We start from the raw sequence: 24,445 nt of genomic DNA on the forward strand, positions 1-24,445 counted from the left end.
GTCTTACTCCAAGCCGACCGCAAGGTCGGCTTTTTCTTTCTAAACAGGCCCGACCGCAGGTCGGCGTTTTCTTGCGATAGACTGGCGCCAAATCAGCCGGGCGGCTGGGACAGGGCCAGGTTGCCGCTGAGCAGCGCCGCCAGATCTCCCGCGGAAGCATCAGCATCGGCACGTAGCCGGATCGCGAATTCGGCCATCGGAACCGGCGGCAGGCCCAGCTCGCGCGGCGCTTCGACAATGCCGGAATGGGCAAAGCGCGGGGTTCGCAAGGTCAGCGCAACGCCGGCATTCACCGCGGTGCGCAGGCCGGCCAGGCTGGCGCTGCCGGCGGCGATGCGGTAGCGGCGGCCGGCCGCATCGAGCGCCGCCAGTGCGGCCTCGCGAAACCCGCAATGGGGATCGAGCAGCGCCAGCGGCAACTCTTCCTGCCGCCAGGCCAGCCCTTTCCCAGAACACAGCCACATCATCGGCTCACGCAGCACGCCGACCTCGTCCGGCGCGGCCGCCTGGCGCATGACAATCGCCAGATCGAGGCTGCCGGCCTGCAGCGCCTGCGCCAATTCGGCGGAGCGGCCAACCCGCAATTCGATCCTGACGCGCGGGTGGCTGGTGGCGAAGGCACGCAGCAGATCCGGCAGGCCGCTGTCGGCGAAATCCTGCGTCGTGCCGATGGCGACACGCCCGGCTGCCCGCGCCCCCTTCAGCGCCAGCCATGCCTCGCGGTGCGCGGCAAGAATGCGCCTTGCGTGGCCGACAAGGTCCTCCCCGGCCGGCGTCAGGCCGCGGCCCCTGCCCTGCGGCGCCAGCAGCGGCTCGCCGACGATCTCCTCCAGCCGCTGCATCTGGGCGGTCACCGCCGAAGGCGAACGGCCAACGCTGATAGCCGCCCGCGCCAGCGAACCGCTGTCGACGAAAGCGAGGAAGGTTTTGAGCAGATCCGGATCGAGTGCTTCCATAATTCGATAATATCGAATCTTCTGTTGAAAACAATTCGATTTTTTTGACTCAATGATGGTGGCATGGTCTCTCCAACGGCAATCAGACGCCGCTGGAAACCAAGGAGACGAACAATGCCTATCATCAATATCAGCGTCACCGGCAAGCCGGACGCCGCCTTGTCCGCCAGCATCGCCAGGGAAATAACCGAGATCACCGCCACGCAATTGCGCAAGGATCCCACGATCACCGCCGTTGCCATGTCCTATGTCGATCCGCAGCACTGGTTCGCCGGCGGCAAGTCGCTGGCCGAGCATGGCACCAACACGTTCTGGCTGGATATCAAGGTGGTCGACGGCACCAACACCAAGCTCGAGCTGGAAGCCTATCTCAAGGCTCTCTTCGATGCCTTCGGCCGCCTGTTGGGCAGTGTGCACGAGGAAAGCTATGCCTTCGTGCATGAAGTTCCGGCAGCCGCCTATGGCTATGGCGGCAAGACGCAGGAGTTCCGTTTCATCAGCGGGCGGTTGAAGGCAGCGTAAGGGTCGTTCTTTCTCCCTCCGGGGGAGAAGCAACACCGTCTCTTCCCACATTGACCTAGCGCCCACTTGCGCTACCCTCTGCGCCGAGGCGGCCGCGGAAGAGCCGCGATGACAAAAGTCGTTGGGAGAGAAGCGGCATGATCCTGACACTGGCGCTGCTTGCGGGTCTCGTTCTGGCCTGGCTGCTGATCGGCGTGGTGGAGAAATTCCGCCTCGACCTGCGTTTCAGCAAGGCGATGCTCTACGTGCCGTTCAAGCTCGCCTACCGGATCAACGACAGCCGCATCAGGATCGCGCGCAAGGCGCAGGCTCCCGTTATCTACGTCATCTCGCACCAGTCGCGCTTCGAACCAGCGCTGATGCTGTCGCTGCTGCCGGATGACACGCTGCACATTCTGGACGAGGTCTCGGCACGCTCGCCGTGGCTGGAACCCTGGCGTGAGCTTGGCCGAACGATCGCCTTCAATGCCGAACATCTTTTCGTCAGCCGCCGGCTGGTGCGTGTGCTGAAGGGCAAGGGCCGGCTCGCCGTCTATCTGCCGGACGCAGTCGAGCCTGACGTCAAGACGTTTCGGCTGTTTCGCGCCGTCACCCGCATTGCCATGCAGGCTGACGCCCGCATCGTGCCGATCTTTGTCGCCGGTGCCCGTAGCCTGCCTGTTTCCCTGACGCCGGCGGCCAAGGCCCCGCGGCACTGGTTTCCGCGGCTCTCGATCAGCGTACTGGAGCCGACGACCATCGCCGAACTGGTGGCACGCAATCCGGACCAGGCCTCGAACACCAATTCGCTGTTCGACCGCGTCGCCGAGGCCCGGCTTTTCGGCAACGACCTCGACCGCGGCCTGTTCCTGGCCATGCGCGATGCGGCAGCCAGGGTCGGCGCCTCGCATCCGATCATCGAGGACGTCATCTCGGGCGCACTGAGCTACCGCAAGATGTTCATCGGTGCCCGCGTGTTGGGCAGGCGCTTCGAGGCGGTGACGGCGCCAGGCGAAGCGGTGGGGATAATGCTGCCCAACGCCAATGGCGTCGTGCTGTCATTCGTCGGACTTCTGTCAGCGGGCCGGGTGGCGGCGATGATCAACTACACGGCCGGGCCGGCGAGCGTCACCGCCGCCGTGCGCACGGCCGTCATCCGCACCGTCATCTCATCGCGGGCCTTCGTCGAGAAGGCCGATCTCGCCGATATCGTCGCCGCGGTCGAAAAGGGCGGTGCCAGGCTGCTGTGGCTGGAAGATGTTCGGACCAGCGTCACCGCGCTGGACAAGCTTGCCGCCGCCTTGCTGTGGCGTTTGCCGCTGCAGCGCCAGGATGCGGCCAAGCCGGGCGTGATCCTGTTCACCTCCGGCTCCGAGGGCACGCCGAAGGCGGTTGTCCTGTCGCAAAAGAACCTTCTCGCCAATGCCATGCAGGCCGAGGCGCGCATCACTATCTCGCCGGCCGACATCCTGCTCAACGTGCTGCCGGTGTTCCATTCCTTCGGCCTGACGGGCGGCACCATCCTGCCGCTGGTCACCGGGGTAAAGCTGTTCCTCTATCCCTCGCCGCTCCATTACAAGATCATCCCCGAGATCGCCCGCAAGGTGAAGCCGACCATCATGTTCGGCACCGACACCTTCCTCGCCAACTATGCGCGCACCGCCAAGGACGGCGACTTCTCCAGCCTGCGATTCGTCGTTGCCGGCGCCGAGGCTGTGAAGCCGGAAACCCGCCGCGTCTACCGCGAGCGCTTCCAGGCCGAGATCATCGAAGGGTTTGGGCTGACCGAGGCCGCGCCGGTGGTTGCCGTCAACACCGCCCTCCATGGGCGCGACGGTACGGTCGGGCGGCTGCTGCCGGCCATGCGCATGAAGTTGGAGCCGGTCGAGGGCATATCGGATGCCGGCCAGTTGTGGCTCGACGGACCGAATCTGATGATGGGTTACATGACATCAGACCGCCCCGGAGAGTTGCAGCCGCTGAGCGGCTGGCACGACACCGGCGACATCGTCGCCGTCGACCGCGAAGGCTTCATCACCATTCGCGGCCGCGCCAAGCGCTTCGCCAAGATCGCCGGCGAGATGGTGTCGCTGGGCGCGGTCGAGATGCTGGTGCAGTCGCTGTGGCCGGAAGAACGCCATGCGGCGGTGGCGGTGCCCGACAAGAGACGCGGCGAACGCATCGTGCTGGTCACCACCGCCGACGATGCCAATCCTGAAGAGCTGCGCCAGTTCGGCAAGAAGGCCGGGGCCGCCGAACTGATGGTGCCGAACGACATCGTCAAGGTGGAGGAAATCCCGGTGCTCGGTTCCGGCAAGACCGATTATGTCTCGACCAGAAAGCTGGCGATCGACAGGCTGGGGCGGGGCATCGCGGCGTAACGCCGCCAGATCCAACCAATCGTTTCACCTCAGGCAAGCCGGGATGATCGGCGAGATCCGGTAGGATTCACGCTTCTTCCATGCCTCGACACCCCTGAAGATGGCCCCTCGCCAAAGAATCGCCAAAGTGGTGAGTGACCATTCACTCTCCATCGGAGCAAGATTTCCAACCTGGAGGAAAGCTGCACATGGCAAAAATCCTTGTCACGGGAGGGACCGGACATCTCGGTCGCGATCTTGTGCCGGCGCTGTCCCAGGCCGGTCACGTCGTCAGATTGCTCGCCAGGAAGCCGATGAATGATCCCTCCCTGCAATGGGCCTTGGGCGACTTGGCAACCGGCGAAGGCATCGATGACGCGCTTGGCGGCATCGACACCGTGATCCATGCCGCGACCCTCTCGCCCATCGCCAGGCGCGGCATGAGGCCGATTGACTTCTTCTTCAGCCCGACAAGCGTCGATGTCGAAGGCACGCGGCGCTTGCTTGCAGCATCGCGTCGCGCCGGTATCGGCCACTTCATCTTCGTGTCGATCGTCGGCCTCGAATTCAGCAGCCTGCCCTATGCCCGAGCAAAGTTGGCGGGCGAACAGCTTGTGCGGGAGTGCCCGCTTGCGTGGTCAGTCATTCGCGCAACGCCATTCTACTACCTCTTGGAGCAGATGCTGGGTGGGCTGAAATGGCTGCCTGTCTGGCCGTTGCCAAATTCGCTCTCAAATCCCGTCGATACGCGAGATGTAGCCCGCTATCTGGCGGAGGCGGTGAATGACGGGAAGCGCGGGGTACGCCCTGCGATCGGCGGCCCGGATCTGATGCCCTTCTCAAGTTTCGCACGGCAATACTACGATGCGCTCGGGCTCAGGCGGCTCGTCCTGCCACTGCCGGTCAGCCGCAAGATGAGCTTCAAAATGGGTTTGGTCGAAACCAATGAGCGGCTTGGTCAAAGGAACTGGAGGGCGTGGCTTTGCGAACGACACAAGCACGCGGCAGTCGATTCGCATCGCCAGGCCGCCGGCTAGCGCCGTTTGTGATTGTGCGCGTGGTGTTATTGTCCTCTGAGAATCCCCTACCCTAGTCATGGAGCTGGGATCCGCTATGAAACCGCCATCAACTGGACGGGAACGCATTCTGCGTGAAGCCATCCGACTGTTTGCCGAGCGAGGCTACGACCGGACGAGCGTTCCCGACATTCAGGAGGCGGCAGGCCTGTCGCGCGGCTCCGGCGCACTCTATAAGCACTTCCCTTCAAAAGAGGACCTGCTTGCCACCGCGATCGATCAGTTTGTCGATACGTCACGGGAAGGCCGTGCCGAACTTGGCGAGACAACGCTTTCCATCGACGAAAGTTCGCGGCGCCTTGTGGAGCGCATGCTTGAAAAGCTCAGCGCCAACCGCGACGTGCTTCGGATCTTGTGGCGCGACCTGGAGCATTTCCCCGCGCTGAAAGCCTCCGCACGTGGCGAGATCATGCAAAGCACTTATCTTGCCGTCGCGGAATGGCTGCGGGAGCGCCAGCGTCAGGGCGAATTGCGCCCGCACGACAGCGAGGCGATCGCCGCCGTGATCGTCGGCAGCGTCGCCATGTTCCGGGTCTTCGAAGCGATCTGGGGTGAACGTGCAATCGAGATCAGCGATGAACGCTTTGCCTCCGCCTGGGGCGATCTGTTGCTTGGCGGCTTGCGACCTAGACCAGTCTAGCGATCAGCCTATGTCCGAAGGCGGTACCTTCTCGCCTTCGAGCTTGGCGCGCTTGGAATAGGCGCGCACGGAAAACGGCAGGAAGATCAGATAGCCCGCGACCGATGCCGTCAGCGTGTACCAGGGATAGGTCATCAGCAAGAGGATGTAGAGCACCACGGCCAGAATGACCGGCAGCACCCTGTCGCCCGGGATCTTGATGCTCTTGCCGGAATAGACCGGCAGCCGGCTGACCAGAAGGAAGGCGACAAGGATGGTGAAGCCGGTGGCGACGAAGGCGGCTGGGCGGCTTGGCTCCAGCCCGAGCCTCAGGAAGAACAGATAGAGCGGCAGCATCACCAGCACCGCGCCCGCCGGCGCCGGCACGCCGACGAAATATTCCGACTGCCACAGGGGCCGCTCGGCCTTCTCGTCGTCGAGCACGTTGAAGCGGGCGAGCCTGAGCCCGCAGGCGATGGCGAACAGAAGGGCGGCTATCCAACCCGGCGAGCCGGCGCGATCGAGCAGGAAGGCATACAGCACCAGAGACGGCGCGACACCGAAATTGACGATGTCGGCGAGCGAATCCATCTGCGCGCCGAATTTCGAAGTCGCCTTCAGCATGCGTGCGAGCCGGCCGTCGATGCCATCGAGAAAGGCAGCCAGCAGCACCATCACCACCGCTGTCTCGAAGCGGTCTTCGAAGGCAAAGCGGATGCCGGACAGGCCGGCGCAGATGGCAAGCACGGTGACCAGATTGGGCAGCACCATGCGCATCGGGATCTCGCGGATGCGCGGACCGCCGCTGGCATGGGCCTCGAACTTCTTGAACGGCGCGCCCAAGGCTCAGGAAATCCTGACGAGCGGGGTGCCGGCGACACCGCCGAATTCGGCGAGCACGGTTTCACCGCCGACCGCCGTCTGGCCAACGGCGACACGCGGCGTCGCGGCCAAAGGCAGGAAGACGTCGACGCGCGAACCGAAGCGGATCAGGCCGAAACGCTCGCCGGTGCCGATCGAGCCTCCGGCCTCGGCCCAGCAGACGATGCGGCGCGCCACCAGGCCGGCGATCTGGACGGCGGCCACCGTGCCGTTGGGGCTCTCGATGACCAGGCCGTTGCGCTCGTTCTCGGTGCTGGCCTTGTCGAGTTCGGCGTTGAGGAATTTTCCGGGCCGATGCTCGATCTTGGTTATGCGGCCGCGCACGGGCGCGCGGTTCACGTGGCAGGAAAAGACGTTCATGAACACCGAGATGCGGGTCATCTCGACATTGCCGAGGCCAAGCTCGCGCGGCGGCACGGCCGGGCCGACCGCAGAAATGATGCCGTCGGCGGGGCTGACGACCAGGCGGTCGTCGACCGGCGTGACGCGCTCGGGATCGCGGAAGAAATAGACGCACCAGGCGGTCAGGATCAGGCCGATCCAGAACAGTATCGAGGAGAAATAGCCAAGGAAAAGTGCGCCCGCGCCAAAGGCCGCGATGAAGGGGTAGCCTTCACGATGGATCGGTACGAACGCGTTCTTGACCGTGTCGACAAGGCTCATGGGGTGGGGGCGGTCCCTGTTTCAGGTCCGGCCTCAATAGCCGAAACACCCCCTGCCCGCAACGCGACAATCGGCGACGCCACATTGGCTGCGGCTGGCGGGCGCGACGACGGGCTACAGCCCGTGCGATATTGGCGGTGCGGTCAAGACCCGCGGGTCGATACCGACGACAACCGACAAGCCGCCGTCATGCGGTGCCAACGCCCTACCGGCAATGTTCCCTGAACGGAATAACAAGGCGGCTGTCGGAAAGAAGGCCCCTCGCCCGTCCTTGGGTGTGACAGCGTCCTTCCAAAGCCTTTTCAGCCATGATGACGCGCAACAAGGAGGTCCGTAATGCAGATACAATCGGCCGCACCGGCGCGTCTCGTCACCGCCGGCCTTGCCTTCGGCGAATCCCCACGCTGGCATGACGGACGCCTTTGGGTCTGCAACTGGGGTACCGGCGAGATCATCGCGATGGATGCGCACGGCAATCGCGAAATCATGCTCACCGTGCCGGCCGTCCTGCCCTATTCAATCGACTGGCTGCCGGATGGACGCCTGCTTGTCGTCTCGGGCCGCGAAGGCTTGCTGTTGCGGCAGGAGGCTGATGGCAGGCTCGTCACCCATGCCGATCTGCGCGGTCTGTCGAAGAGCCCGTGGAACGAGATCGTCGTCGACGGGCGCGGCAACATCTATGTCAATGGCGGCGGCCCCGCGCCGGCTGCCTGTGAGCATTTCGGCCCAGGCACCATCGTGCTAATCACGCCGGATGGCGCGCTCCGCCAAGTGGCTGACGACATCGCCTTCGCCAACGGCATGGCGGTGACCCCGGACAACAAGACCCTGATCCTTGCCGAATCCCATGGCAACCGGCTGACCGCCTTCGACATCGCCGCCGACGGCAGCCTGTCCAACCGGCGCGTCTGGGCCGACCTCGACGGTTATCCCGACGGTATCTGCCTCGATGCCGAAGGCGCGATCTGGTACGCGGATGTCCCCAACAAGCACTGCGTGCGGATGCGCGAGGGCGGCGAGGTGCTGCAGACCGTCACCGTCGATCGCGGCTGCTTCGCCTGCATGCTGGGCGGTGCGGACAGGAGGATGCTGTTCGTCGTCGCTGCCGAGTGGCGCGGCTTCGAGCACATGGTCAGCGACGCACGCACCGGCCAGGTGCTCAGCGTGGAAGCGCCGGCACCCGGCGTCGGCTGGCCGTAAGCCTGGAGCAGTTCACGTTGCTCTATGCCTCGGGAATCCGCTGATAGTTGGCAATGTCGGCGCGCACCCCAAGCCGAGCGATCGTCTCCTGCGGATTGAAGGCGATGCGCTCGTGCGCGGCCTTGACGATCGGAACGACCTTGTCGACGGCGGCCTGGCTCTCCCATTCGACGATCGTCACCAGGTTGAATTCGCCCGGCCCCGAAAATTGTTCGAGCAGGAAATCCTGCACGAAACCCTGCTGCTGGCGCAGCAATTCGTGCGTCGTCCTGACCTTGACGAGGATCTCCTCGCGGGCGGCGGCCGGCACGACGAACTTGTCCACCCTGAACACGCTGCCGCCGTTAACGTTCTGATTTATGTCGTTCATTTCGATTGTTCCGTTCCTGGATGATGGTGTTTTCGGGGCTCCAGGAGCGGCGTACAATCTCAACTTAAGTTGAGGTCAAGCGGAAAAATCAATTTACCTCCGACGTCCGCCGGCGAACGATGACGCCGAACTCGTCGCCCTCGCGGGCAAGGCGCAGGCGCTCCTCGGCTTCGGTCGCCTCGCGCTGGCGGTCCCACATCGAGGCATAGAGGCCGTGCTTGCGCATCAGCTCGACATGGGTGCCGCGTTCGGCGATCTGGCCGTCCTTGAGCACGATGATCTCATCGGCGGAAATCACCGTCGACAGACGGTGGGCAATCACAATGGTGGTGCGGCCCTTGCTGACGAGATCGAGCGCGGCCTGGATCTCCTGCTCGGTGTGGCTGTCCAGCGCCGAAGTCGCTTCGTCGAGCATCAGGATCGGCGGCGCCTTCAGGATGGTGCGGGCAATCGCGACGCGCTGCTTTTCGCCGCCGGAAAGCTTCAGCCCGCGCTCGCCAACCATCGACTTGTAGCCGTCTGGCAGCTTTTCGATGAACGGCCCGATCTGGGCGAGTTCGGCGGCCTTGCGGACTTCCTCCTCGCTCGCGCCGACGCGGCCGTAGCGGATGTTGTAGGCGATGGTGTCGTTGAACAGCACCGTGTCCTGCGGCACCATGCCGAGCATCGCGCGCAGGCTGTCCTGGGTGACATCCCGGATGTCCTGGCCGTCGATCAGCACCTGGCCGGCCTGCACGTCATAGAAGCGGAACAGCAGCCGCGAGATGGTCGACTTGCCGGCGCCCGACGGCCCGACAATGGCGACCGTCTTGCCGGCCGGCACGTCGAAGGAAACACCCTTCAGTATCTTGCGATTGGGATCATAGGAGAAATGCACGTCGCGGAACTCGACCTTGCCCGCGCCGACGGTGAGCGGCTTGGCGTCCGGCTTGTCGACAATCTCCTGCGGCACGTCGAGCAGGTCGAACATGTGCTCAATATCGGTAAGGCCCTGGCGAATTTCACGGTAGATGAAGCCGATGAAGTTGAGCGGCACGGAAAGCTGCACCAGCATGGCGTTGATGAAGACGAAATCGCCGACGGTCTGCGTGTGGGCCTGCACCTCCAGCGCCGACATGCACATGACGACGACCGTGCCGAGGCCGAAGATGACGCCCTGGCCAAAATTCAGCCAGCCGAGCGAGGTCCAGGTCTTGGTGGCGGCGACCTCGTAGCGCGCCATCGAACGGTCGAAGCGGTCGGCTTCCATGCGCTCATTGGTGAAGTATTTGACCGTCTCGAAATTGAGCAGCGAGTCGATCGCCTTGGTGTTGGCGTCGGTGTCGCTGTCGTTCATGTCGCGACGGATCGAGATGCGCCAGTCGCTCGCCTTGACTGTGAACCAGACATAGAGCCAGACGGTGATCGCCACCACGGCCACATATTTCCAGCCATAGGTAAAACCGAATATGCCGGCGGTCAGCGCGAATTCGAGGATGGTCGGCGCCGTGTTGAGCATGATGAAGCGCACGATCGTCTCGATACCCTTGGTGCCGCGCTCGATGATGCGCGACAGACCGCCGGTGCGGCGCTCCAGGTGGAAGCGCAGCGACAGCTGGTGCATGTGGACGAAGGTGCGGAACGCAAGCTGGCGCACGGCATGCTGGCCAACGCGGGCAAACAACGCGTCGCGCAACTGGTTGAAGCCGAGTTGAACCAGCCTCAGCACATTGTAGGCGACGACCAGCATCACCGGGGCGAGCATGAAAGACGGCAGCGGCGGCGGCGTCTTGAAGCCGCCAGCCAGCGCATCGGTTGCCCATTTGAAGAAATAGGGACCGGCCACCAGCGTTAGCTTGGCGACTACCAGCAGCAGCGTAGCCCAGGTGACACGCGCCCTGAGATCGGCGCGGTCGGCCGGCCACATATAGGGCCACAAATTGCGCAATGTCGTGAGCGTTGAGGTGTCGGCGGAGACGGTTTTTTCGACCACTTTTCTTGCCTTTTGGGTGAGAGGGTCAGCGGCCGGAGCAGCAGGAATTGACGAGGGCGTTCAGCGATGCCGATACATCGGCAAGGGCTACGCGATCAACGGCATAGCGCGAGCGCTGGCGGTCGGGCTCGAAGCGGACCAGACCGGCCTCGACCAGTATTTTCAGATGCTGCGACACGGTGGACTGCGCCAGATCGAAACGGTCGACGACCTCGCGACAGCAGCAGGAATTGCTGGCCGAGAGGTGCTTCAGTATCTCAATGCGCGCCGGATGCGACAACGCCGCAAATTGCGCCGCGACAGCGTGGCTATCCAAGCTGCGGTTGGGTGGAGCGCCGGCAGCGCGATCTGTTTCAAGGGCGGATTCGGTCATCGTTCATCGGCGATAGACGATGGACGGCACCGCCGCAAGCTACTCTTCCGGGCAGATCGAACGGCGGCAAAAGCGCAGAACCGGATTCATGCGACGCGCTTTAGGTCTTTGTTTCCATGCATGTCGTCCCCCCAAAAACCGAGGTCACTCTTGGGCAGCATGCATCAATGCTCCGAGATGGATTTCTCGATCCCTGGAATAGCGGCGATCTCTTCAGCCAGAAATTCGACCAGCAGGCGGACCCTTGCGACGCCTGCGCGCTCCGGGACAATCAACATGTTCAGCGGGACGGATGGCAGCGAATAATCCGCCAGTATCGTCTCGAGCAAGCCCGCCGCCAGGAGATCGTCCACAAGCCATCGATGCGCCGGCGCGATCCCGCGAGCAGCGATCATGGCCTGCCGCGCGGCAAGTCCATGATCGATCCGCAACCGCCCCGCGAAAGGCACCGTGTGGCGTTCGCCGCCGGCGCCCTGCAAAGCGAGCGTTTCGCTGCCCGCCACGTTCGACATCCGGATGCCCTCATGCCGGGACAGATCCGAAGGGATGACGGGCCGTCCCCGCGCCGCCAGATAATCCGGAGACGCCACGAGCAGACGCCGCGACTGGCCGAGGGCCTGCAGCTTCAACGAGCTGTCCGTGAGCGGCCCCAGCCGGACGGCGATATCGACACCCTCGCGGACGAGGTCCACCCGCTCATCCGTGAGGCTGAGGTCAATCCCGATGTCTGGATGACGGTCCTGAAAAGCGAAAATCAGGCGGCTGACGTGCAAGACACCGAAAGCTGCCGTGCAGCTTATCCGGATCGTGCCGGCGGGCGCGCCACGCGTGCCCGGGCCTCATCGCTGGCCTGTTCGACGAGGCGCAGGATCTGAACGCTATTGGCATAATAGCGGCTGCCTTCGGCGGTCATCGTGACCCGCCGGGTCGTCCTGCTGAGCAAAGGCACGCCGACAGCTTCTTCCAGTTCCCGCACATGCCGCGTGATCGCTGACTGCCCGACACCAAATTCCCGCGATACGGCCGACAGGCTGCCACGCTCGGCCACGCGAATGAAGGTACGCATGCGCTCGAATGTAATGTCTGACTTATCCATTATCCGGCACAATATTATGCATTACCTGCATATAGTGGATTGAACGGCCATTGGCTACCTTGCCGTCAGTTTCCTCAATATTGGATCTGACCCATGAAAGTTCTGCTCGTCTTCGCTCACCCTGAATCACGTTCGCTGAGCGGCGCCCTTCGTGACGTCGCCACAAGGGAACTCGAGGCTCAGGGGCATGAGGTGCGCGTATCGGACCTGTACGCCGATGGCTGGAAATCCGAAGTCGATCGCGCCGACTTCCCGTCGCTTGAACCCGATGCGCGGCTCATCCCGGTCGCGGCTTCCAAGAAGAGTTTCGAGGCCAACACGCTAGCCGCAGATGTGCAGGCCGAGATCGAGAAGCTGCTGTGGGCCGACACCTTGATCCTGCAGTTCCCGCTCTGGTGGTTCGCCATGCCGGCAATCCTCAAGGGCTGGGTCGACCGTGTGTTCGCCTACGGATTCGCCTATGGCGTTGGTGAGCATAGGGGCGATCGCTATGGCGAGGGCACCCTTGTCGGGAAACGCGCTATGTTGATCGTGACCGCCGGGGGCTGGGAGGAACACTACACGCCACGCGGGATCAACGGCCCCATCGACGACCTGCTGTTCCCGATCAATCACGGGATCCTCTATTACCCCGGATACGACGTGCTTCCGCCGTTCGTGGTCTACAAGGTCGATCGTCTCGACGAGACCGGCTTCCAACCGGTGGCTGAACAGCTGCGTGAGAGGATGCGGACGCTACCGACGACGACACCCATCCCATACCGTCGGCAAAATGGCGGAGATTATCTCATTCCGAGCATGAATCTCCGCCCTGAGCTGGGCGATCCCGGGGCAAACGGTTTCGCCCTTCACTCCAACCAAGCAGGCGATGCCAGTTGATCGATGTAGGCTTCTACTGCGCCTTGGTCGGCGCCGTCGTCGCCTGCTCGCCCATTGCCTTGAGGTCGGCGGCTTCGCCTTCCTTGGACTTTTCCGGGACCTTGAACACCTGGCCGGGCCAGATGTGGTCGGGATCCCTGATCTGGTCCTGATTGGCGAGGTAGATGGTGGAATAGCGCACGCCGTGGCCGTAGACGCGTCGCGAAATCCGCCACAGCGTGTCGTTGCGGCGGATAATCACGGCGCCGTCGGCATGTTCGAGCTTTGGCGCCACGGCCTCCGGCACGTCGCTTGGCGGCGTGGTGGCAGCGACAACGGCCGGAGCCTCCGCAGCCGGCGCTGCCGGTGCGGCAGGAGCCGGAGCGGCGGGTGCTTCGGCGGCTGCCGATGCGGCAGGCTTGGTCTCAGCTGGCTTGGCATCCGCCGGCTTGGTCCCGGCAGGCGCCACGGCGGCAACCGCTTCGCCCGGCTCGCGCTCGAACGGCACCGCGGCGCGGGCCACGACCTTCACGCCGTCGGCATCGAGGCCGTCGACATGGATGGTGTAGCTGCCGACCGGAATGTCGCGCGTCGCTTCGACAAGGAAATGACCGTCCGGCGATGTCAGCGCGTCACCGAGCAGGATGTCGTTGGCGTAGGCGCGCACCTTGCGGCCTGGGTCGGCGAGGCCGGCGACGAAGATCTTGTTGCCGTCGATCTCGACCGCCTCGACGACGATCTTGGGTTCGGCCACGCCGGCGGGCGGTGTTGCCGGCGCGGCACCGGCGACGGCCGGGGCCGGTGCGGCGGGCGCCGGAGCAGCAGTTGCGGGCGCTTGAGCGGCCGGCGCCGGAGCAGCAGCCTGGTCGCCGGTGGCAGGTGCTGCCGGTTTGGTCCCTGGCGCCGGGACCGTCAGCAGTTCGGCCGGCTTGCCCGGCTCTTCGACCATGGCCAGCACCTGGCCGGCGGCTTCCTTGGGAACCGAAACGACAGCGGTCTGCACCGAGACGGTCACGACGGTGCCGACGGTCGAATGCAAGGCAATCGTATAGTCACCAGGCTTCAGCGGGTCGTCGAGCACGATGACAAAGGCGCCATCGGGACCCGCCACGGTCGAGCCAAGCACCGTCGTGCCGCTCAGGATCTCGACCTTTGAATTGGGCGCTGCATTGCCGGCAATGACGATCGAGCCGTTGCCCTCGACGCGCACGACATCGAAAGTCGGCGAGATCGGGCCGGCTGCCACGGGTGCGGCCGGTGCAGGCGCTGCCGGAGCCGTGGCCTCTGTCGCGGGTGCGGCTGGAGCAGTCGCCTGTGGTGCTGCGGCGGGAGCAGCCGGCACCGCCGGCGCCGGCAGTCGCCCTTCCGTGCCGGGATCAGCCGGTTTCGGCGCCTCGGGCGGCGCCAAGGCCGCGACCTTCGCCGGCGGCGTTGGATGAAGATACGGGTCGAGTGCGCCCGATACATAGGCGGTTCCCGCGGCCGCGACGGTCCCACCCGCCGCGAACAGGAATGCCTTCAGTGGATTAATTGCCATATTTCCCTACCCCTTAGCCACCTAATGCCGGTCTAGCGTGTTTTGCCAATGCCGACAAGAAAAACGGGCCGTCAAGAAAAACCTCGGCTTGTCAACCCTTGGGGCTTGACCACGCATTCAGACCCAATCACCAATCATCCGCATGAACACGATTCGATCCGTCTGCGTCTATTGCGGCTCGTCTCCCGGCCGCGATGAAATCTATGCCAAGGCCGGGCACCTACTTGGACGCTCGATTGCCAAAACGGGCCTGCGGCTGGTCTATGGCGGCGGCACCAAAGGCATTATGGGCGCCGTCGCCGAAGGCGCGCTCAAGGCCGGTGGCAAGGTGACCGGCATCATTCCCCGCTTCCTGATCAACAGGGAAGCAACCGAAACCGCGCTAGACCGGCTCGACGAGTTGCTGATCACCGACAACATGCACGAGCGCAAGCACAAGATGTTCGAGAAATCCGACGCCTTTGTGGCGCTGCCGGGCGGCATCGGCACAGTCGAGGAAATCGTCGAGATCATGACCTGGGCGCAACTCGGCCATCACCGCAAGCCGATCGTCTTCGGCAATATCAACGGATTCTGGGACCCGATGACGGCGTTGCTTGAACACATGACGGCAGAGGGCTTCATCCACACCGCGCAACGGGTCAAGCCGCTGGTCGTCAACGACCCGGAGGCCATCGTCCCCGCCATCATGGTGGCAGGCTCCTCCGTCGACGCCCCGACCGAGGGCGTGCAGTCGGTGATCGACAAGATGTAGGGAATAGGCAGTGGGAAATTGGGCCTGCCTACCGCCTACCGCCTACCGCCTACCGCCTACTGCCTACTGCCTTCCGCAAATCCCCAATCACCGCGCGCTCGTCCTGCCGGCGCCAGGCGAGATAAATCGCCACGCTGCGCTTGAACCAGGGCAGGTCGCGGAAGACTATTCCCGGCGGCGCGGCGCTTCGCAGGCTTTCCTGCACCGTCGCCAGGCCCAGCCCGGCGCTGACCAAGCCGAGTGAGGTCAAGGGGATCGGCGGTCTCATAGGCGATGTCGGGTACGAAGCCAGCCTCGATGCAAGCGGCCAGGAACTGACCGCGGTTAGTGTCGGCGGGCTGGCGCACCACGGTGATCCACGGGCGGCCGTCGAGATGATGCGGGCCGATGTCGGCGACAGCCGTAAGCGCATCGCCATCGGGTATCGCCAGCACCAGCGGCTCGCGGCGGACCAGCATCGAGGCAATTTCGGGATAGTCGGCCGACGGCGGCGAATAGACCAGGCCGAGATCGAGCGTACGCTGGCGCAGACCTTCCAACTGCGCGGCAGAGCGCAGGCTCATCAGGCTGAGATGCAATTGCGGTCGCTCGCGGCGGAATTGCCTGAGCATGCCGGCGACCAGGCCTGCATGCACGGCGCCCTCGACATAGCCGATGGCGAGACGGCCGACCGCGCCGCTGGCGAGGCTGCGGCCGAACTCCTCCACGCGCCGCGCATTGGCAATCAGAGCGCGGGCCTCGGTCAGGAAGGCGCGGCCCTCCGCATTGAGATGAACCCGCTGCTTTGCCCGTTCGAACAGAGTGACGCCCAGTTGCTCCTCGAGCTGAATGATCTGCCTGCTGAGTGGCGATTGCGAGATGTGCAGGATTTCGGCGGCGCGACCGACATTGCCGGTTTCGGCGACGGTGATGAAGTAGCGGAGCTGGCGCAGGTCGAACACTTTTTCTCCGAGCTTTACGACCTCAAAGGTCTCAACTTTATCCTAATCAGTCTTGGACAGTCTGACTAGTCAAAGGAATAGTCGGTCATCCCAACCGAAGGAGACCGACATGCAGTTCTTTGCCCTTCTCACCCGTAACACCGCAAAGTTTGGCGACGCCGACTTTGTACCGCTTCTGCCCGGCGAGGCCGAGCAGCGCCGCACGCTCTACGCCGAAGGCGCGGTGCGCCAGGTCTGGAACCGCGGCGACATCCCCGGCAGCGGCATGATGTTCGAGGCGGCGGACGACGCCGAAGTGCGCGGCCACCTCGCCACCTTGCCGCCGATCAAGGCCGGCATGATGGAGATCGCCGCCATCGTGCCGCTTAACCCCTACCCCGGGTTTGGGCCGAAGCGCTGAGTTACCCCGATCGCGATGCGGTGGCGGTGAAGGCGCCGTCGCCGCGCTCCTGCTCGACACACCGAGATCGGCGGATGTCAAGAAACTGTCACACGAAACCGGCTTCCCGCATGCTAAGACCTTGCAGTGAGCCGCTTGCGCGGTTCGTTGCTTGGACGATCTGGAGAAGCGACAGTGAACATCGCCCTCCCCGCCGAAGGCACCGATCTTTCACCCTATTTGCCTGATGAACACGGGTTGTTCTTCATCTACCATTTCACCGCTGAAGGCGTGCGCACCAAGGATCCGGCGCAAGCCCACTGGACCTGGCGCAGCTACCAGATCACCGACCTCCACGCACGCCAGGAAATCGGCGCCGAGTTGGCCCTGCCGGCCCCGGCGCGCGACGCATTCCTCGCCCCCAGCCATGGCTGCCACATCGATTATGAGGATGGCTGGCTCTATGGCGATCTGCCGGACCTCAAGCATGACTTCTCGGAGGCGCGCGGGCTCGTCCATTTCCGCTTCGCCTTCAACGACACGATGTTGATCGGCGCCCGCAAACAGCCGCTGGAGTCGGTCGACGCCGTCCGCAAGGCGGTGGAGAACGGATCGCGGAAATTCCGCTCGCCATCGGACCTGATCGAGGCGGTCATGGGCCAGTCGCTCGACGGCATGTCGGGCGAGCTCGGCAAGCTTGGCGATGCGCTCGACGGCATAGAGGATCGCGTCGTGCGCGATGCATGGCACAATGAACGCCAGGCGCTGGTCGAGGCGCGCCGGCAACTGGTGGTGATCCACCGCCAGATGGCGACGCTCACCAACCTGTTCCGGCATCTCGACCATTCGCATCGCGACGAGCTGCCTGATCTGATCAATGATATGGCGGCCAGACTCTCGCACCAGGCCCTCACCCTCTATAATGACGGCGAGCAGTTGCAGGCACGCACAAGGTTGTTGCAGGACGAGCTGATGGCGAAACTGACCATGCAGTCGAACCAGCTTCTCTACATTCTCTCCGTCATGACGGCGGTGCTGTTGCCGATGACCATCATCTCAGGCCTGTTCGGCATGAATGTCGGCGGTTTACCCCTGGTCGACACGCCGATGGGCTTCTGGGTGGTGACGGCGGTTTCGCTGCTGATCGCCGGCGTGACGTACCTGTTCGTCAGACGGCTCGGACAGATGTAGCCGCCGCCCGTCGCGCCGTGACCAGCATCGACCAGGAATACATCGCCAGCGCCGTCCAGATCAGGGCAAAGGCAATGGCTTGTGCCGTGCCGAACGGCTCGTCGAAGATCAGAACCGCGATCAGGAAAACCATGGTCGGCGCGATGTATTGCATGATGCCGATGGTCGAGAGGCGCAAAAGCTTGGCGCCGAACGCAAACAAAAGCAGCGGCACCGACGTGACCGGACCGCAGCCCATCAGCAACGCCGTGTCGGTGCCGGTGCTCGACACGATGTGGTCCTGTCCCGTCGCGATCAGGTAGACGATATAGCCGAGAGCCGGTACGGACAGCAAAAGCACTTCGAGCAGAAAGCCCTGGCTTGGCCCGATCGGCAGCGTCTTGCGGAAGAAGCCGTAGGCGGCGAAGGAAAACGCCAGCGCCAGCGACACCCAGGGCAGCTTGCCGCCCTCGATTGTCAGCACCGTGACGGCGACCGTCGCCAGCACCACCGCCGCGATCTGCAGACGGTCGAGCCGCTCGCCAAGCAGCAGCGCACCGACGACGACGCTGACCAGCGGGTTGATGTAATAGCCAAGCGCGGTCTCGACGGTGCGGTCGACCGCGATCGCCCAGACATAGATGCCCCAGTTGACCGAAATCAACGCCGCCGTCAGCGCCGCCATGGCAATGGTGCGGGGCGACCGAATTGCCGCCTTGAAGTCCGCCGTGCGGCCGGCCCAGACCAGGACCGCAGCGGCGATCGGCACGGACCAGACGATGCGGTGGGCGATCACCTCGGCAAGCGGCAGGTGCGCCACGGCCTTCATGTAGAAAGGCAGCAACCCCCACAAGAGATAGGCGCCCAGCGCCAGCAGGAAGCCGCGACGGGCCTTTGATCCCGCGTCCAGGGTAATTGCTTCAGTGACCATGGCCCAACGCTATGGCCCAGTAACCTTGGCAAGACCATCGCAAAGTTCTGATGGATCAATGGACTTTCGCTGATGGTTCAACCTTATTCGGCGGCAACAAGCCCGGCCATCTCACGGTTCTTCATCAGCTTGTAGATGATCGAATCCATCAGCGCCTGGAAAGAGGCGTCGATGATGTTTTCGGAAACCCCGACCGTCCACCAGCGCGCACCGGTGCCGTCATGCGATTCGATCAGGACGCGGGTGATGGCCTCGGTGCCGCCATTGAGGATACGCACCTTGAAGTCGGCGAGCTCGAGATCGACGATCTCGCTCTGGTATTTGCCGAGATCCTTGCGCAGCGCGATGTCGAGCGCGTTGACCGGGCCGTGCCCTTCCGCCACCGACATTTTTTCCTCGCCGTCGACCAGCACTTTGACGATCGCTTCGGACACCGTCTTCAGCTGGCCATTGGCGTCGAAGCGGCGCTCGACCATGCAGCGGAACGAGGTGACGTTGAAGAATTCCGGCAAGCCGTGCAGCATCTTGCGGGCGAGCAGCTCGAAAGACGCATCGGCGCCCTCATAGGCATAGCCCTCGGCCTCCCGCTCCTTGACGACCGCGATCAGCGCATCGAGCCGGTGATCGTCCCTGGGCACCTCGATGCCGCGCCGCTTCAGCTCGGCGAGGAAATTGGCCTTGCCGCCCTGGTCCGAGACCATGACGCGACGGCGGTTGCCGACGGATTCCGGCGGCACATGCTCATAGGTCGCCGGCTCCTTGGCCAGTGCGGAGGCATGGATGCCGGCCTTGGTGGCGAAAGCCGAGGCGCCGACATAGGGCGCCTGCGCTTCCGGCGCGCGGTTCAGCAATTCATCGAATGCGCGCGACAGACGCGAAATGCCGGTCAGCGCCTCGGCCGAAATGCCCGTCTCGAAGCGATCCGCGAATGCCGGCTTCAGCGCCAGAGTCGGCACGATCGTGATCAGGTTGGCGTTGCCGCAGCGCTCGCCTATGCCGTTCAGCGTGCCCTGGATCTGCCGCACGCCGGCCTCGACCGCGGCCAGGGAATTCGCAACCGCCTGGCCCGTGTCGTCATGGGCGTGGATACCAAGATGATCGCCGGGAATGCCTGATGCAATGACCTTGGCGACGATGGTGCGCGCTTCCGATGGCTGCGTGCCGCCATTGGTGTCGCACAACACCACCCAGCGCGCGCCGGCGTCATATGCCGTCCTGGCGCAGGCCAGCGCATAGTCCGGATTGGCCTTGAAGCCGTCGAAAAAGTGCTCGCAATCGACCATCGCCTCCTTGCCCGAGGTGACAGCGGTTTCGACCGAAGTCTTGATCGACTCCAGATTCTCTTCATTGGTGCAGCCGAGCGCGACGCGGACGTGATAGTCCCAGCTCTTGGCGACGAAGCAGATGGCGTCGGATTTCGACTGCACAAGCGCCGCAAGGCCGGGATCATTCGAGGCCGAGACCCCTGCCCGCTTGGTCATGCCGAAGGCGACGAATTTGGCGCGTGCCGTGCGTTTCTGCTGGAAGAACGCCGTGTCGGTCGGATTGGCGCCGGGATAGCCGCCCTCGACATAGTCCATGCCGAAATCGTCGAGCAGTTTTGCAATCGCGATCTTGTCCTCGACGGAAAAGTCGATGCCCGGCGTCTGCTGGCCATCGCGCAATGTGGTGTCGAAGAGATAGAGGCGTTCGCGGGTCATGGTCATTTGCCTGCAAATTTGTCCGTCGCACGGATCAGCCGGTCGAGGATGCCGGGCTCCGAATAAGCATGGCCGGCGCCCTCGATCAGATGGAAATCGGCTTTCGGCCAGGCCTTGTGGAGCGCCCAGGCATAGCGTGCCGGACACGGCATGTCGTAGCGGCCATGGACGATGGTACCGGGGATATCCATGAGCTTCCAGGCATCGCGCAGAAGCTGCCCCTCGTCGAGCCAGCCGGCATGGACGAAATAATGGTTCTCGATGCGAGCGAAGGCGACGGCATAGTCGTCCTCGCCAAACTTGCCGCTGGTTTCCGGTTCCGGCAGCAGCGTGATGGTTTCGCCTTCCCACAGGCTCCACGCGCGGGCTGCTTCCAGCTGCGCCTTGCGGTCCGAGCCGACCAGCCGCTTGCGGTAGGCGGCCATCATGTCACCGCGCTCGACCTCGGGGATCGGCGCCACGAAACGCTCCCACTTGTCGGGAAACATCTCGGAGACGCCGAACTGATAGTACCATTCGAGCTCGGCGCGGGTCAGCGTGTAGATGCCGCGCACAACCAGCTCGCTGACGCGATCGGGGTGCGTCTCGGCATAGGCGAGCGCCAGCGTCGAGCCCCAGGAGCCGCCGAACACCAGCCATGTGTCGAAGCCGGCCATTTCGCGCAGGCGCTCGATGTCGGCGACGAGATGCCAGGTCGTGTTGGCCTCCAGCGAGGCGTTCGGCGTCGATTTTCCGCAGCCGCGCTGATCGAACAGGATGACGTCGTAAAGTTTTGGGTCGAACAGCCGCCGGTGTTTGGGCGAGATTGTGCCGCCCGGCCCGCCATGCAGGAACACGGCCGGTTTGGCGCCCTTGGTGCCGGAACGCTCCCAGTAGACCTGATGGCCATCGCCGACATCGAGCATGCCGCTGTCGAACGGTTCGATCTCCGGGTAGAGGGTACGCAAGCTCATAGTTTCAGGCCCTGTTGCGGCCAGTTGGCCGTTTCGCGATCGGGGTGCTGGAAGGAGATGATCTGCTCCTGCCTTGCATAAAAGTCGGGATCGTCATGGACCGGCGCCTCGAAGATTTTTTCCACCCAGGGCAGCCTCGCCGCATAGTTGACCTGAATTTGCGGCGCCAGATCCGAGCGATCGTCGAAGGCGCCGATCGCGATCTCGAGCCCGCCGGGCTGGCGGTAGGTCAACGGTGTGCCGCAGCGGGCGCAAAAACCGCGATCGATGTTGACCGAAGACTGGAAATAGCTTGGTTCCTCACGCGTCCATTCGACACCGTCCCTGGGTGCCGTCACCAGCGCACCGAAGAACGAGCCGAACTGTTTGTGGCACATGGGGCAATGGCAGATGGACGAGCGCCCGAGCGCGCCCTTGATGCGGAAGCGCACGGCGCCGCACTGGCAACCGCCGGTTCGGACAGGTTCGATCATGGTCTTTCCTCCGGCGGCCATTGGTCGGTGTCGTGGTCGGGATGCTGGTAGGACACAAGCTCGGCGAGATAGGGAGCCGAACCCATGTCCGCCATCGTGTCCTCGCCCGGCAGTTGCGGAATGGTGTCGACATAAGGCAGTTTTGCCTCCGTACCCCACTGGATGGTCGGTGCGATACCAGCCGGATCGTCGAAGGCGGCGATCGCCAGCGCCATGCCGTCGGGCGCCTCGAAGGTCAGCGGCGTGCCGCATTCGGCGCAGAAGCCGCGCCGGGCGGCATTGGAGGAACGGAAGCGCTTAGGCTCGCCGCGTGTCCAGTCAACCCTGGCGCCGCGCACCGAGACCAACGGCAGGTAGAAATTGCCGCTCGCCTTCTGGCACATCCGGCAGTGGCAGATCGAGGCATCGCCAAGCGCGCCTTCGACGCGGAAGCGCACCGCCCCGCATTGGCAGCCGCCTGTGTAGACCGGCCGGTTGTCAAGGCTCATGGCTCACTCCGGATCATGGCAGACGGCCTCGACATTGTTGCCGTCGGGATCGAAGACGAACGCGCCATAATAGTTCGGATGATAGTGCGGGCGCAGGCCCGGCGCGCCATTGTCCTTGCCGCCGGCGGCAAGGGCCGCGGCATGGAAGGCATCGACCTCGGCGCGGCTGCGCGCGGTGAAAGCGACATGCTGATGGGCCTTTTGTCCCTGCTTGCCTTCCTGCAACCAGAACACCGGCCGATCACGGCCATAGCCTCCGACCTTTTCGCCGCCGGTGTATTCCAGCGGCACCATATAGAGCAGGGAAGCACCAAGCGGCGCCATCGCCTTGTCATAGAAAGCCTTCGAAGCGTCGAAATCTGCAACGTCGATGCCGAGATGGTCGATCATCTCTTTACCTCCCAAGTGGTGATGCGCTCGCCTGTGGCGGGATCCTTGCCGTCCTTCAACCGTACGCCTTGCGCCAAAAGCTCGTCGCGGATGTGGTCGGCTTCGGCCCAGTTCTTGGCGGCGATGAGAGCGAGGCGATTGGCGATTGCCTTGGCGATCTTGTCTTGGTCGACCTTTGCCGAGGCAACATCGAAGCCGAGGAACAGCAGTGACGCCTTCAGCGCGGCGGCGGCTTCGTTGCCTTCCGCGGCCTCGCCAGCCAACTGCGTCAGGACCTGGAAGGCAGCATAGGTGGCGAGATCGTCCGACAAGGCATTGATGACCTCCACCGGCAACCGCCCTGCCGCAGGCGCCAGATCGGCGGCGCGTTTCCACTTGCGCAGCGTGTTCTCCGCCTCCTCCAGCTTGCGCACGGAAAAGTCGATCGGCTCGCGGTAGTGCGTCATCAGCATCGCCAGCCGCAGCACCTCGCCCGGCCAGTTGCGGCCGCCGAAGGTCTCGGTCTCCAGCAGTTCGTGGATCGAGTAAAAATTGCCGAGGCTCTTCGACATCTTCTGCCCTTCGACCTGCAGGAAGCCGTTGTGCATCCAGACATTGGCCATGACTGATGTGCCGTGGGCGCAGCGCGACTGGGCGATCTCGTTCTCATGATGCGGGAAGATGAGATCGAGGCCGCCGCCATGGATGTCGAACACCTCGCCGAGATAGGCTGCCGACATCGCCGAGCATTCGATGTGCCAGCCCGGCCGGCCCCTGCCCCACGGGCTCTGCCAGCCCGGCTCTTCCGGCGATGACAGCTTCCACAGCACGAAATCGCCAGGGTTCTTCTTGTGCGCATCGACGGCGACGCGGGCGCCGGCCTGCTGTTCGTCGAGATTGCGCTTCGACAATTGGCCGTAGTCCGGCATCGACGCGGTGTCGAACAGAACTTCGCCCGCCGCGACATAGGCATGGCCGCGTTGGATCAGGCTTTGAATCAAGGTGATCATGTCGGCCTTGCCGTCGGCGCGGGGCTCGACGAATTCGGTGGCGCGCGGCTCGACCGTCGGCTCAAGGCAGCCGAGCGTGGCGACATCCCTGCGGAACTGGTCGGCGGTCTTTTCGGTCACCCGCCGGATCGCTTCGTTGAGCGACAGCTTTCCGGCCGATATCTCGTCACCGAAATCGCGCAGCGCACGCGCGTTGATCTTGTCGTCGACGTCGGTGATGTTGCGCACATAGGTGACATGCGCCTGCCCATAGAGATGGCGCAGCAGGCGAAACAGCACGTCGAAGACGATAACCGGCCTGGCATTGCCGATATGGGCGAAGTCGTAGACGGTCGGGCCGCAGACATACATGCGCACATTGAGCGCATCGATCGGAACGAAATTCTCTTTCGTGCGCGTCAGCGTGTTGTAGAGGCGCAGCCCCTGCGGTGCGTCGGACATTCCATGCCTTCCCGGTTCAGAACTTTTTATCCGGATGGAGCCGGTCCCGCGCCGAGGCGCAAATCAGACTCCAGCCTGCTGGCCGGGGCGTTTGTCCACTCTGGGGAAAGATGAGGCGAAAACGTCCCGACCAGCGCGAGGCTAGCCAATAATGCAAATGCCACAAATGGCGAAAGACGTTTTCATGGGCGGCTTTATCGCCTTGGTCAGTGTTGCCGTCAAGTCGCTGCTTCCGAGAAAAACGCCGTAAAGATTGGCAAACGCGTCGCTCGATCACGCGGAATCAGGCAGTGAAACATTTTATTAAACATGTCGGCACAGTCATGAAACATTGGCCGGCTAGATCACCAAACGTCACGATTTGGTCGGATTC

24 protein-coding genes and 1 pseudogene are annotated in these 24,445 nt (G+C 63.7%); 9 read left to right on the top strand and 16 right to left on the bottom strand.

The features are described 5' to 3' along the window. Window positions 1-92 precede the first annotated feature (92 nt). Entirely contained in the window at window positions 93-956 is an 864-nt protein-coding gene (locus tag CK228_RS00005) for a LysR substrate-binding domain-containing protein (RefSeq protein ID WP_095786467.1), read from the bottom strand. 114 nt (window positions 957-1,070) lie between these two features. Here CK228_RS00005 and CK228_RS00010 point away from each other — a divergent pair, with 114 nt between their 5' ends. The 4 genes from CK228_RS00010 to CK228_RS00025 all read left to right on the top strand — a co-directional run bounded on the left by CK228_RS00010 (window position 1,071) and on the right by CK228_RS00025 (window position 5,533). Beyond that, entirely contained in the window at window positions 1,071-1,478 is a 408-nt protein-coding gene (locus tag CK228_RS00010) for a 4-oxalocrotonate tautomerase family protein (protein ID WP_095786468.1), read from the top strand. 137 nt (window positions 1,479-1,615) lie between these two features. Beyond that, window positions 1,616-3,838 (top strand): AMP-binding protein, encoded by a 2,223-nt coding sequence (locus CK228_RS00015; RefSeq protein ID WP_095786469.1) that lies wholly within the window; start codon window positions 1,616-1,618, stop codon window positions 3,836-3,838. A gap of 188 nt (window positions 3,839-4,026) precedes the next feature. Continuing rightward, a complete protein-coding gene (locus CK228_RS00020; RefSeq protein WP_095786470.1) occupies window positions 4,027-4,854 on the top strand; it encodes an NAD-dependent epimerase/dehydratase family protein in 828 nt (275 codons plus the stop codon). A 76-nt stretch (window positions 4,855-4,930) separates the two neighbouring features. Further along, entirely contained in the window at window positions 4,931-5,533 is a 603-nt protein-coding gene (locus CK228_RS00025) for a TetR/AcrR family transcriptional regulator (protein ID WP_179295751.1), read from the top strand. Window positions 5,534-5,536: 3 nt separating this feature from the next. Here the strand turns inward: CK228_RS00025 and CK228_RS00030 are convergent, their stop codons facing one another. Together CK228_RS00030 and CK228_RS00035 are read right to left on the bottom strand one after the other, a co-directional pair. Further along, complete coding sequence (locus CK228_RS00030) at window positions 5,537-6,283, bottom strand: phosphatidylcholine/phosphatidylserine synthase (protein WP_245437956.1); 747 nt, start codon at window positions 6,281-6,283, stop codon at window positions 5,537-5,539. Between the two features lie 75 nt (window positions 6,284-6,358). Further along, complete coding sequence (locus tag CK228_RS00035; protein ID WP_095786473.1) at window positions 6,359-7,057, bottom strand: phosphatidylserine decarboxylase; 699 nt, start codon at window positions 7,055-7,057, stop codon at window positions 6,359-6,361. 336 nt (window positions 7,058-7,393) lie between these two features. Between CK228_RS00035 and CK228_RS00040 the strand changes: the two genes are divergently transcribed. Then, window positions 7,394-8,257 carry an SMP-30/gluconolactonase/LRE family protein gene (locus tag CK228_RS00040; RefSeq protein WP_095786474.1) on the top strand — a complete coding sequence of 288 codons (864 nt, stop codon included), beginning with the start codon at window positions 7,394-7,396 and terminating at the stop codon, window positions 8,255-8,257. A 22-nt stretch (window positions 8,258-8,279) separates the two neighbouring features. On the opposite strand, the gene CK228_RS00045 is transcribed toward CK228_RS00040, so the two are convergent. The 4 genes and pseudogenes from CK228_RS00045 to CK228_RS00060 all read right to left on the bottom strand — a co-directional run bounded on the left by CK228_RS00045 (window position 8,280) and on the right by CK228_RS00060 (window position 12,068). Beyond that, window positions 8,280-8,627 (bottom strand): antibiotic biosynthesis monooxygenase, encoded by a 348-nt coding sequence (locus CK228_RS00045; RefSeq protein ID WP_095770695.1) that lies wholly within the window; start codon window positions 8,625-8,627, stop codon window positions 8,280-8,282. An 88-nt stretch (window positions 8,628-8,715) separates the two neighbouring features. Then, complete coding sequence (locus CK228_RS00050) at window positions 8,716-10,599, bottom strand: ABC transporter ATP-binding protein/permease (protein WP_095770696.1); 1,884 nt, start codon at window positions 10,597-10,599, stop codon at window positions 8,716-8,718. A 25-nt stretch (window positions 10,600-10,624) separates the two neighbouring features. Next, complete coding sequence (locus tag CK228_RS00055; protein WP_095786475.1) at window positions 10,625-10,972, bottom strand: metalloregulator ArsR/SmtB family transcription factor; 348 nt, start codon at window positions 10,970-10,972, stop codon at window positions 10,625-10,627. Between the two features lie 164 nt (window positions 10,973-11,136). Beyond that, a pseudogene (locus tag CK228_RS00060) lies at window positions 11,137-12,068 on the bottom strand (LysR family transcriptional regulator). Window positions 12,069-12,161: 93 nt separating this feature from the next. Between CK228_RS00060 and CK228_RS00065 the strand changes: the two are divergent. Next, the gene (locus CK228_RS00065) at window positions 12,162-12,947 is read left to right on the top strand and encodes an NAD(P)H-dependent oxidoreductase (RefSeq protein ID WP_095786476.1); all 786 of its coding nucleotides are present in this window, start codon (window positions 12,162-12,164) and stop codon (window positions 12,945-12,947) included. Window positions 12,948-12,960: 13 nt separating this feature from the next. Here the strand turns inward: CK228_RS00065 and CK228_RS00070 are convergent, their stop codons facing one another. Continuing rightward, entirely contained in the window at window positions 12,961-14,463 is a 1,503-nt protein-coding gene (locus tag CK228_RS00070) for a LysM peptidoglycan-binding domain-containing protein (RefSeq protein WP_095786477.1), read from the bottom strand. A 142-nt stretch (window positions 14,464-14,605) separates the two neighbouring features. On the opposite strand from CK228_RS00070, the gene CK228_RS00075 reads away from it, so the two are divergent. Beyond that, window positions 14,606-15,217: a TIGR00730 family Rossman fold protein gene (locus CK228_RS00075; RefSeq protein WP_095786478.1), complete on the top strand. Its 612-nt coding sequence runs from the start codon at window positions 14,606-14,608 to the stop codon at window positions 15,215-15,217. A 56-nt stretch (window positions 15,218-15,273) separates the two neighbouring features. Here CK228_RS00075 and CK228_RS00080 read toward each other — a convergent pair whose 3' ends face one another. Next, window positions 15,274-16,158, bottom strand: a complete 885-nt coding sequence (locus CK228_RS00080) for a LysR family transcriptional regulator (protein ID WP_245437936.1) — start codon at window positions 16,156-16,158, stop codon at window positions 15,274-15,276. A gap of 109 nt (window positions 16,159-16,267) precedes the next feature. On the opposite strand from CK228_RS00080, the gene CK228_RS00085 reads away from it, so the two are divergent. Both CK228_RS00085 and CK228_RS00090 read left to right on the top strand, forming a co-directional pair. Beyond that, window positions 16,268-16,558: a hypothetical protein gene (locus tag CK228_RS00085; protein ID WP_095786479.1), complete on the top strand. Its 291-nt coding sequence runs from the start codon at window positions 16,268-16,270 to the stop codon at window positions 16,556-16,558. A 174-nt stretch (window positions 16,559-16,732) separates the two neighbouring features. Then, window positions 16,733-17,728 (top strand): transporter, encoded by a 996-nt coding sequence (locus CK228_RS00090; RefSeq protein ID WP_095786480.1) that lies wholly within the window; start codon window positions 16,733-16,735, stop codon window positions 17,726-17,728. Here CK228_RS00090 and rarD read toward each other — a convergent pair. From rarD to cysS, 7 genes are all read right to left on the bottom strand, one after another. Continuing rightward, complete coding sequence (rarD, locus tag CK228_RS00095) at window positions 17,706-18,638, bottom strand: EamA family transporter RarD (protein ID WP_095786481.1); 933 nt, start codon at window positions 18,636-18,638, stop codon at window positions 17,706-17,708. The two genes, CK228_RS00090 and rarD, sit on opposite strands and share 23 nt — an antisense overlap. An 83-nt stretch (window positions 18,639-18,721) precedes the next feature. Beyond that, window positions 18,722-20,344, bottom strand: a complete 1,623-nt coding sequence (cimA, locus tag CK228_RS00100; RefSeq protein WP_179295752.1) for a citramalate synthase — start codon at window positions 20,342-20,344, stop codon at window positions 18,722-18,724. Next, the gene (gene pip, locus CK228_RS00105; RefSeq protein WP_095786482.1) at window positions 20,341-21,291 is read right to left on the bottom strand and encodes a prolyl aminopeptidase; all 951 of its coding nucleotides are present in this window, start codon (window positions 21,289-21,291) and stop codon (window positions 20,341-20,343) included. The genes cimA and pip overlap by 4 nt, the downstream gene beginning before the upstream one ends. Next, window positions 21,288-21,764: a GFA family protein gene (locus tag CK228_RS00110; RefSeq protein ID WP_095786865.1), complete on the bottom strand. Its 477-nt coding sequence runs from the start codon at window positions 21,762-21,764 to the stop codon at window positions 21,288-21,290. The genes pip and CK228_RS00110 overlap by 4 nt, the downstream gene beginning before the upstream one ends. After that, a complete protein-coding gene (locus CK228_RS00115) occupies window positions 21,761-22,252 on the bottom strand; it encodes a GFA family protein (protein ID WP_095770708.1) in 492 nt (163 codons plus the stop codon). The genes CK228_RS00110 and CK228_RS00115 overlap by 4 nt, the downstream gene beginning before the upstream one ends. A gap of 3 nt (window positions 22,253-22,255) precedes the next feature. Next, window positions 22,256-22,642 carry a VOC family protein gene (locus CK228_RS00120; RefSeq protein ID WP_095770709.1) on the bottom strand — a complete coding sequence of 129 codons (387 nt, stop codon included), beginning with the start codon at window positions 22,640-22,642 and terminating at the stop codon, window positions 22,256-22,258. Next, on the bottom strand, window positions 22,639-24,072 hold the full coding sequence (gene cysS, locus CK228_RS00125) for a cysteine--tRNA ligase (RefSeq protein WP_095786483.1): 1,434 nt from the start codon (window positions 24,070-24,072) through the stop codon (window positions 22,639-22,641). The genes CK228_RS00120 and cysS overlap by 4 nt, the downstream gene beginning before the upstream one ends. Between the last annotated feature and the right edge of the window lie 373 nt (window positions 24,073-24,445).

The sequence above is a fragment of the Mesorhizobium sp. WSM4312 genome (assembly GCF_002294875.1).
Taxonomy (GTDB): Bacteria; Pseudomonadota; Alphaproteobacteria; order Rhizobiales; family Rhizobiaceae; genus Mesorhizobium.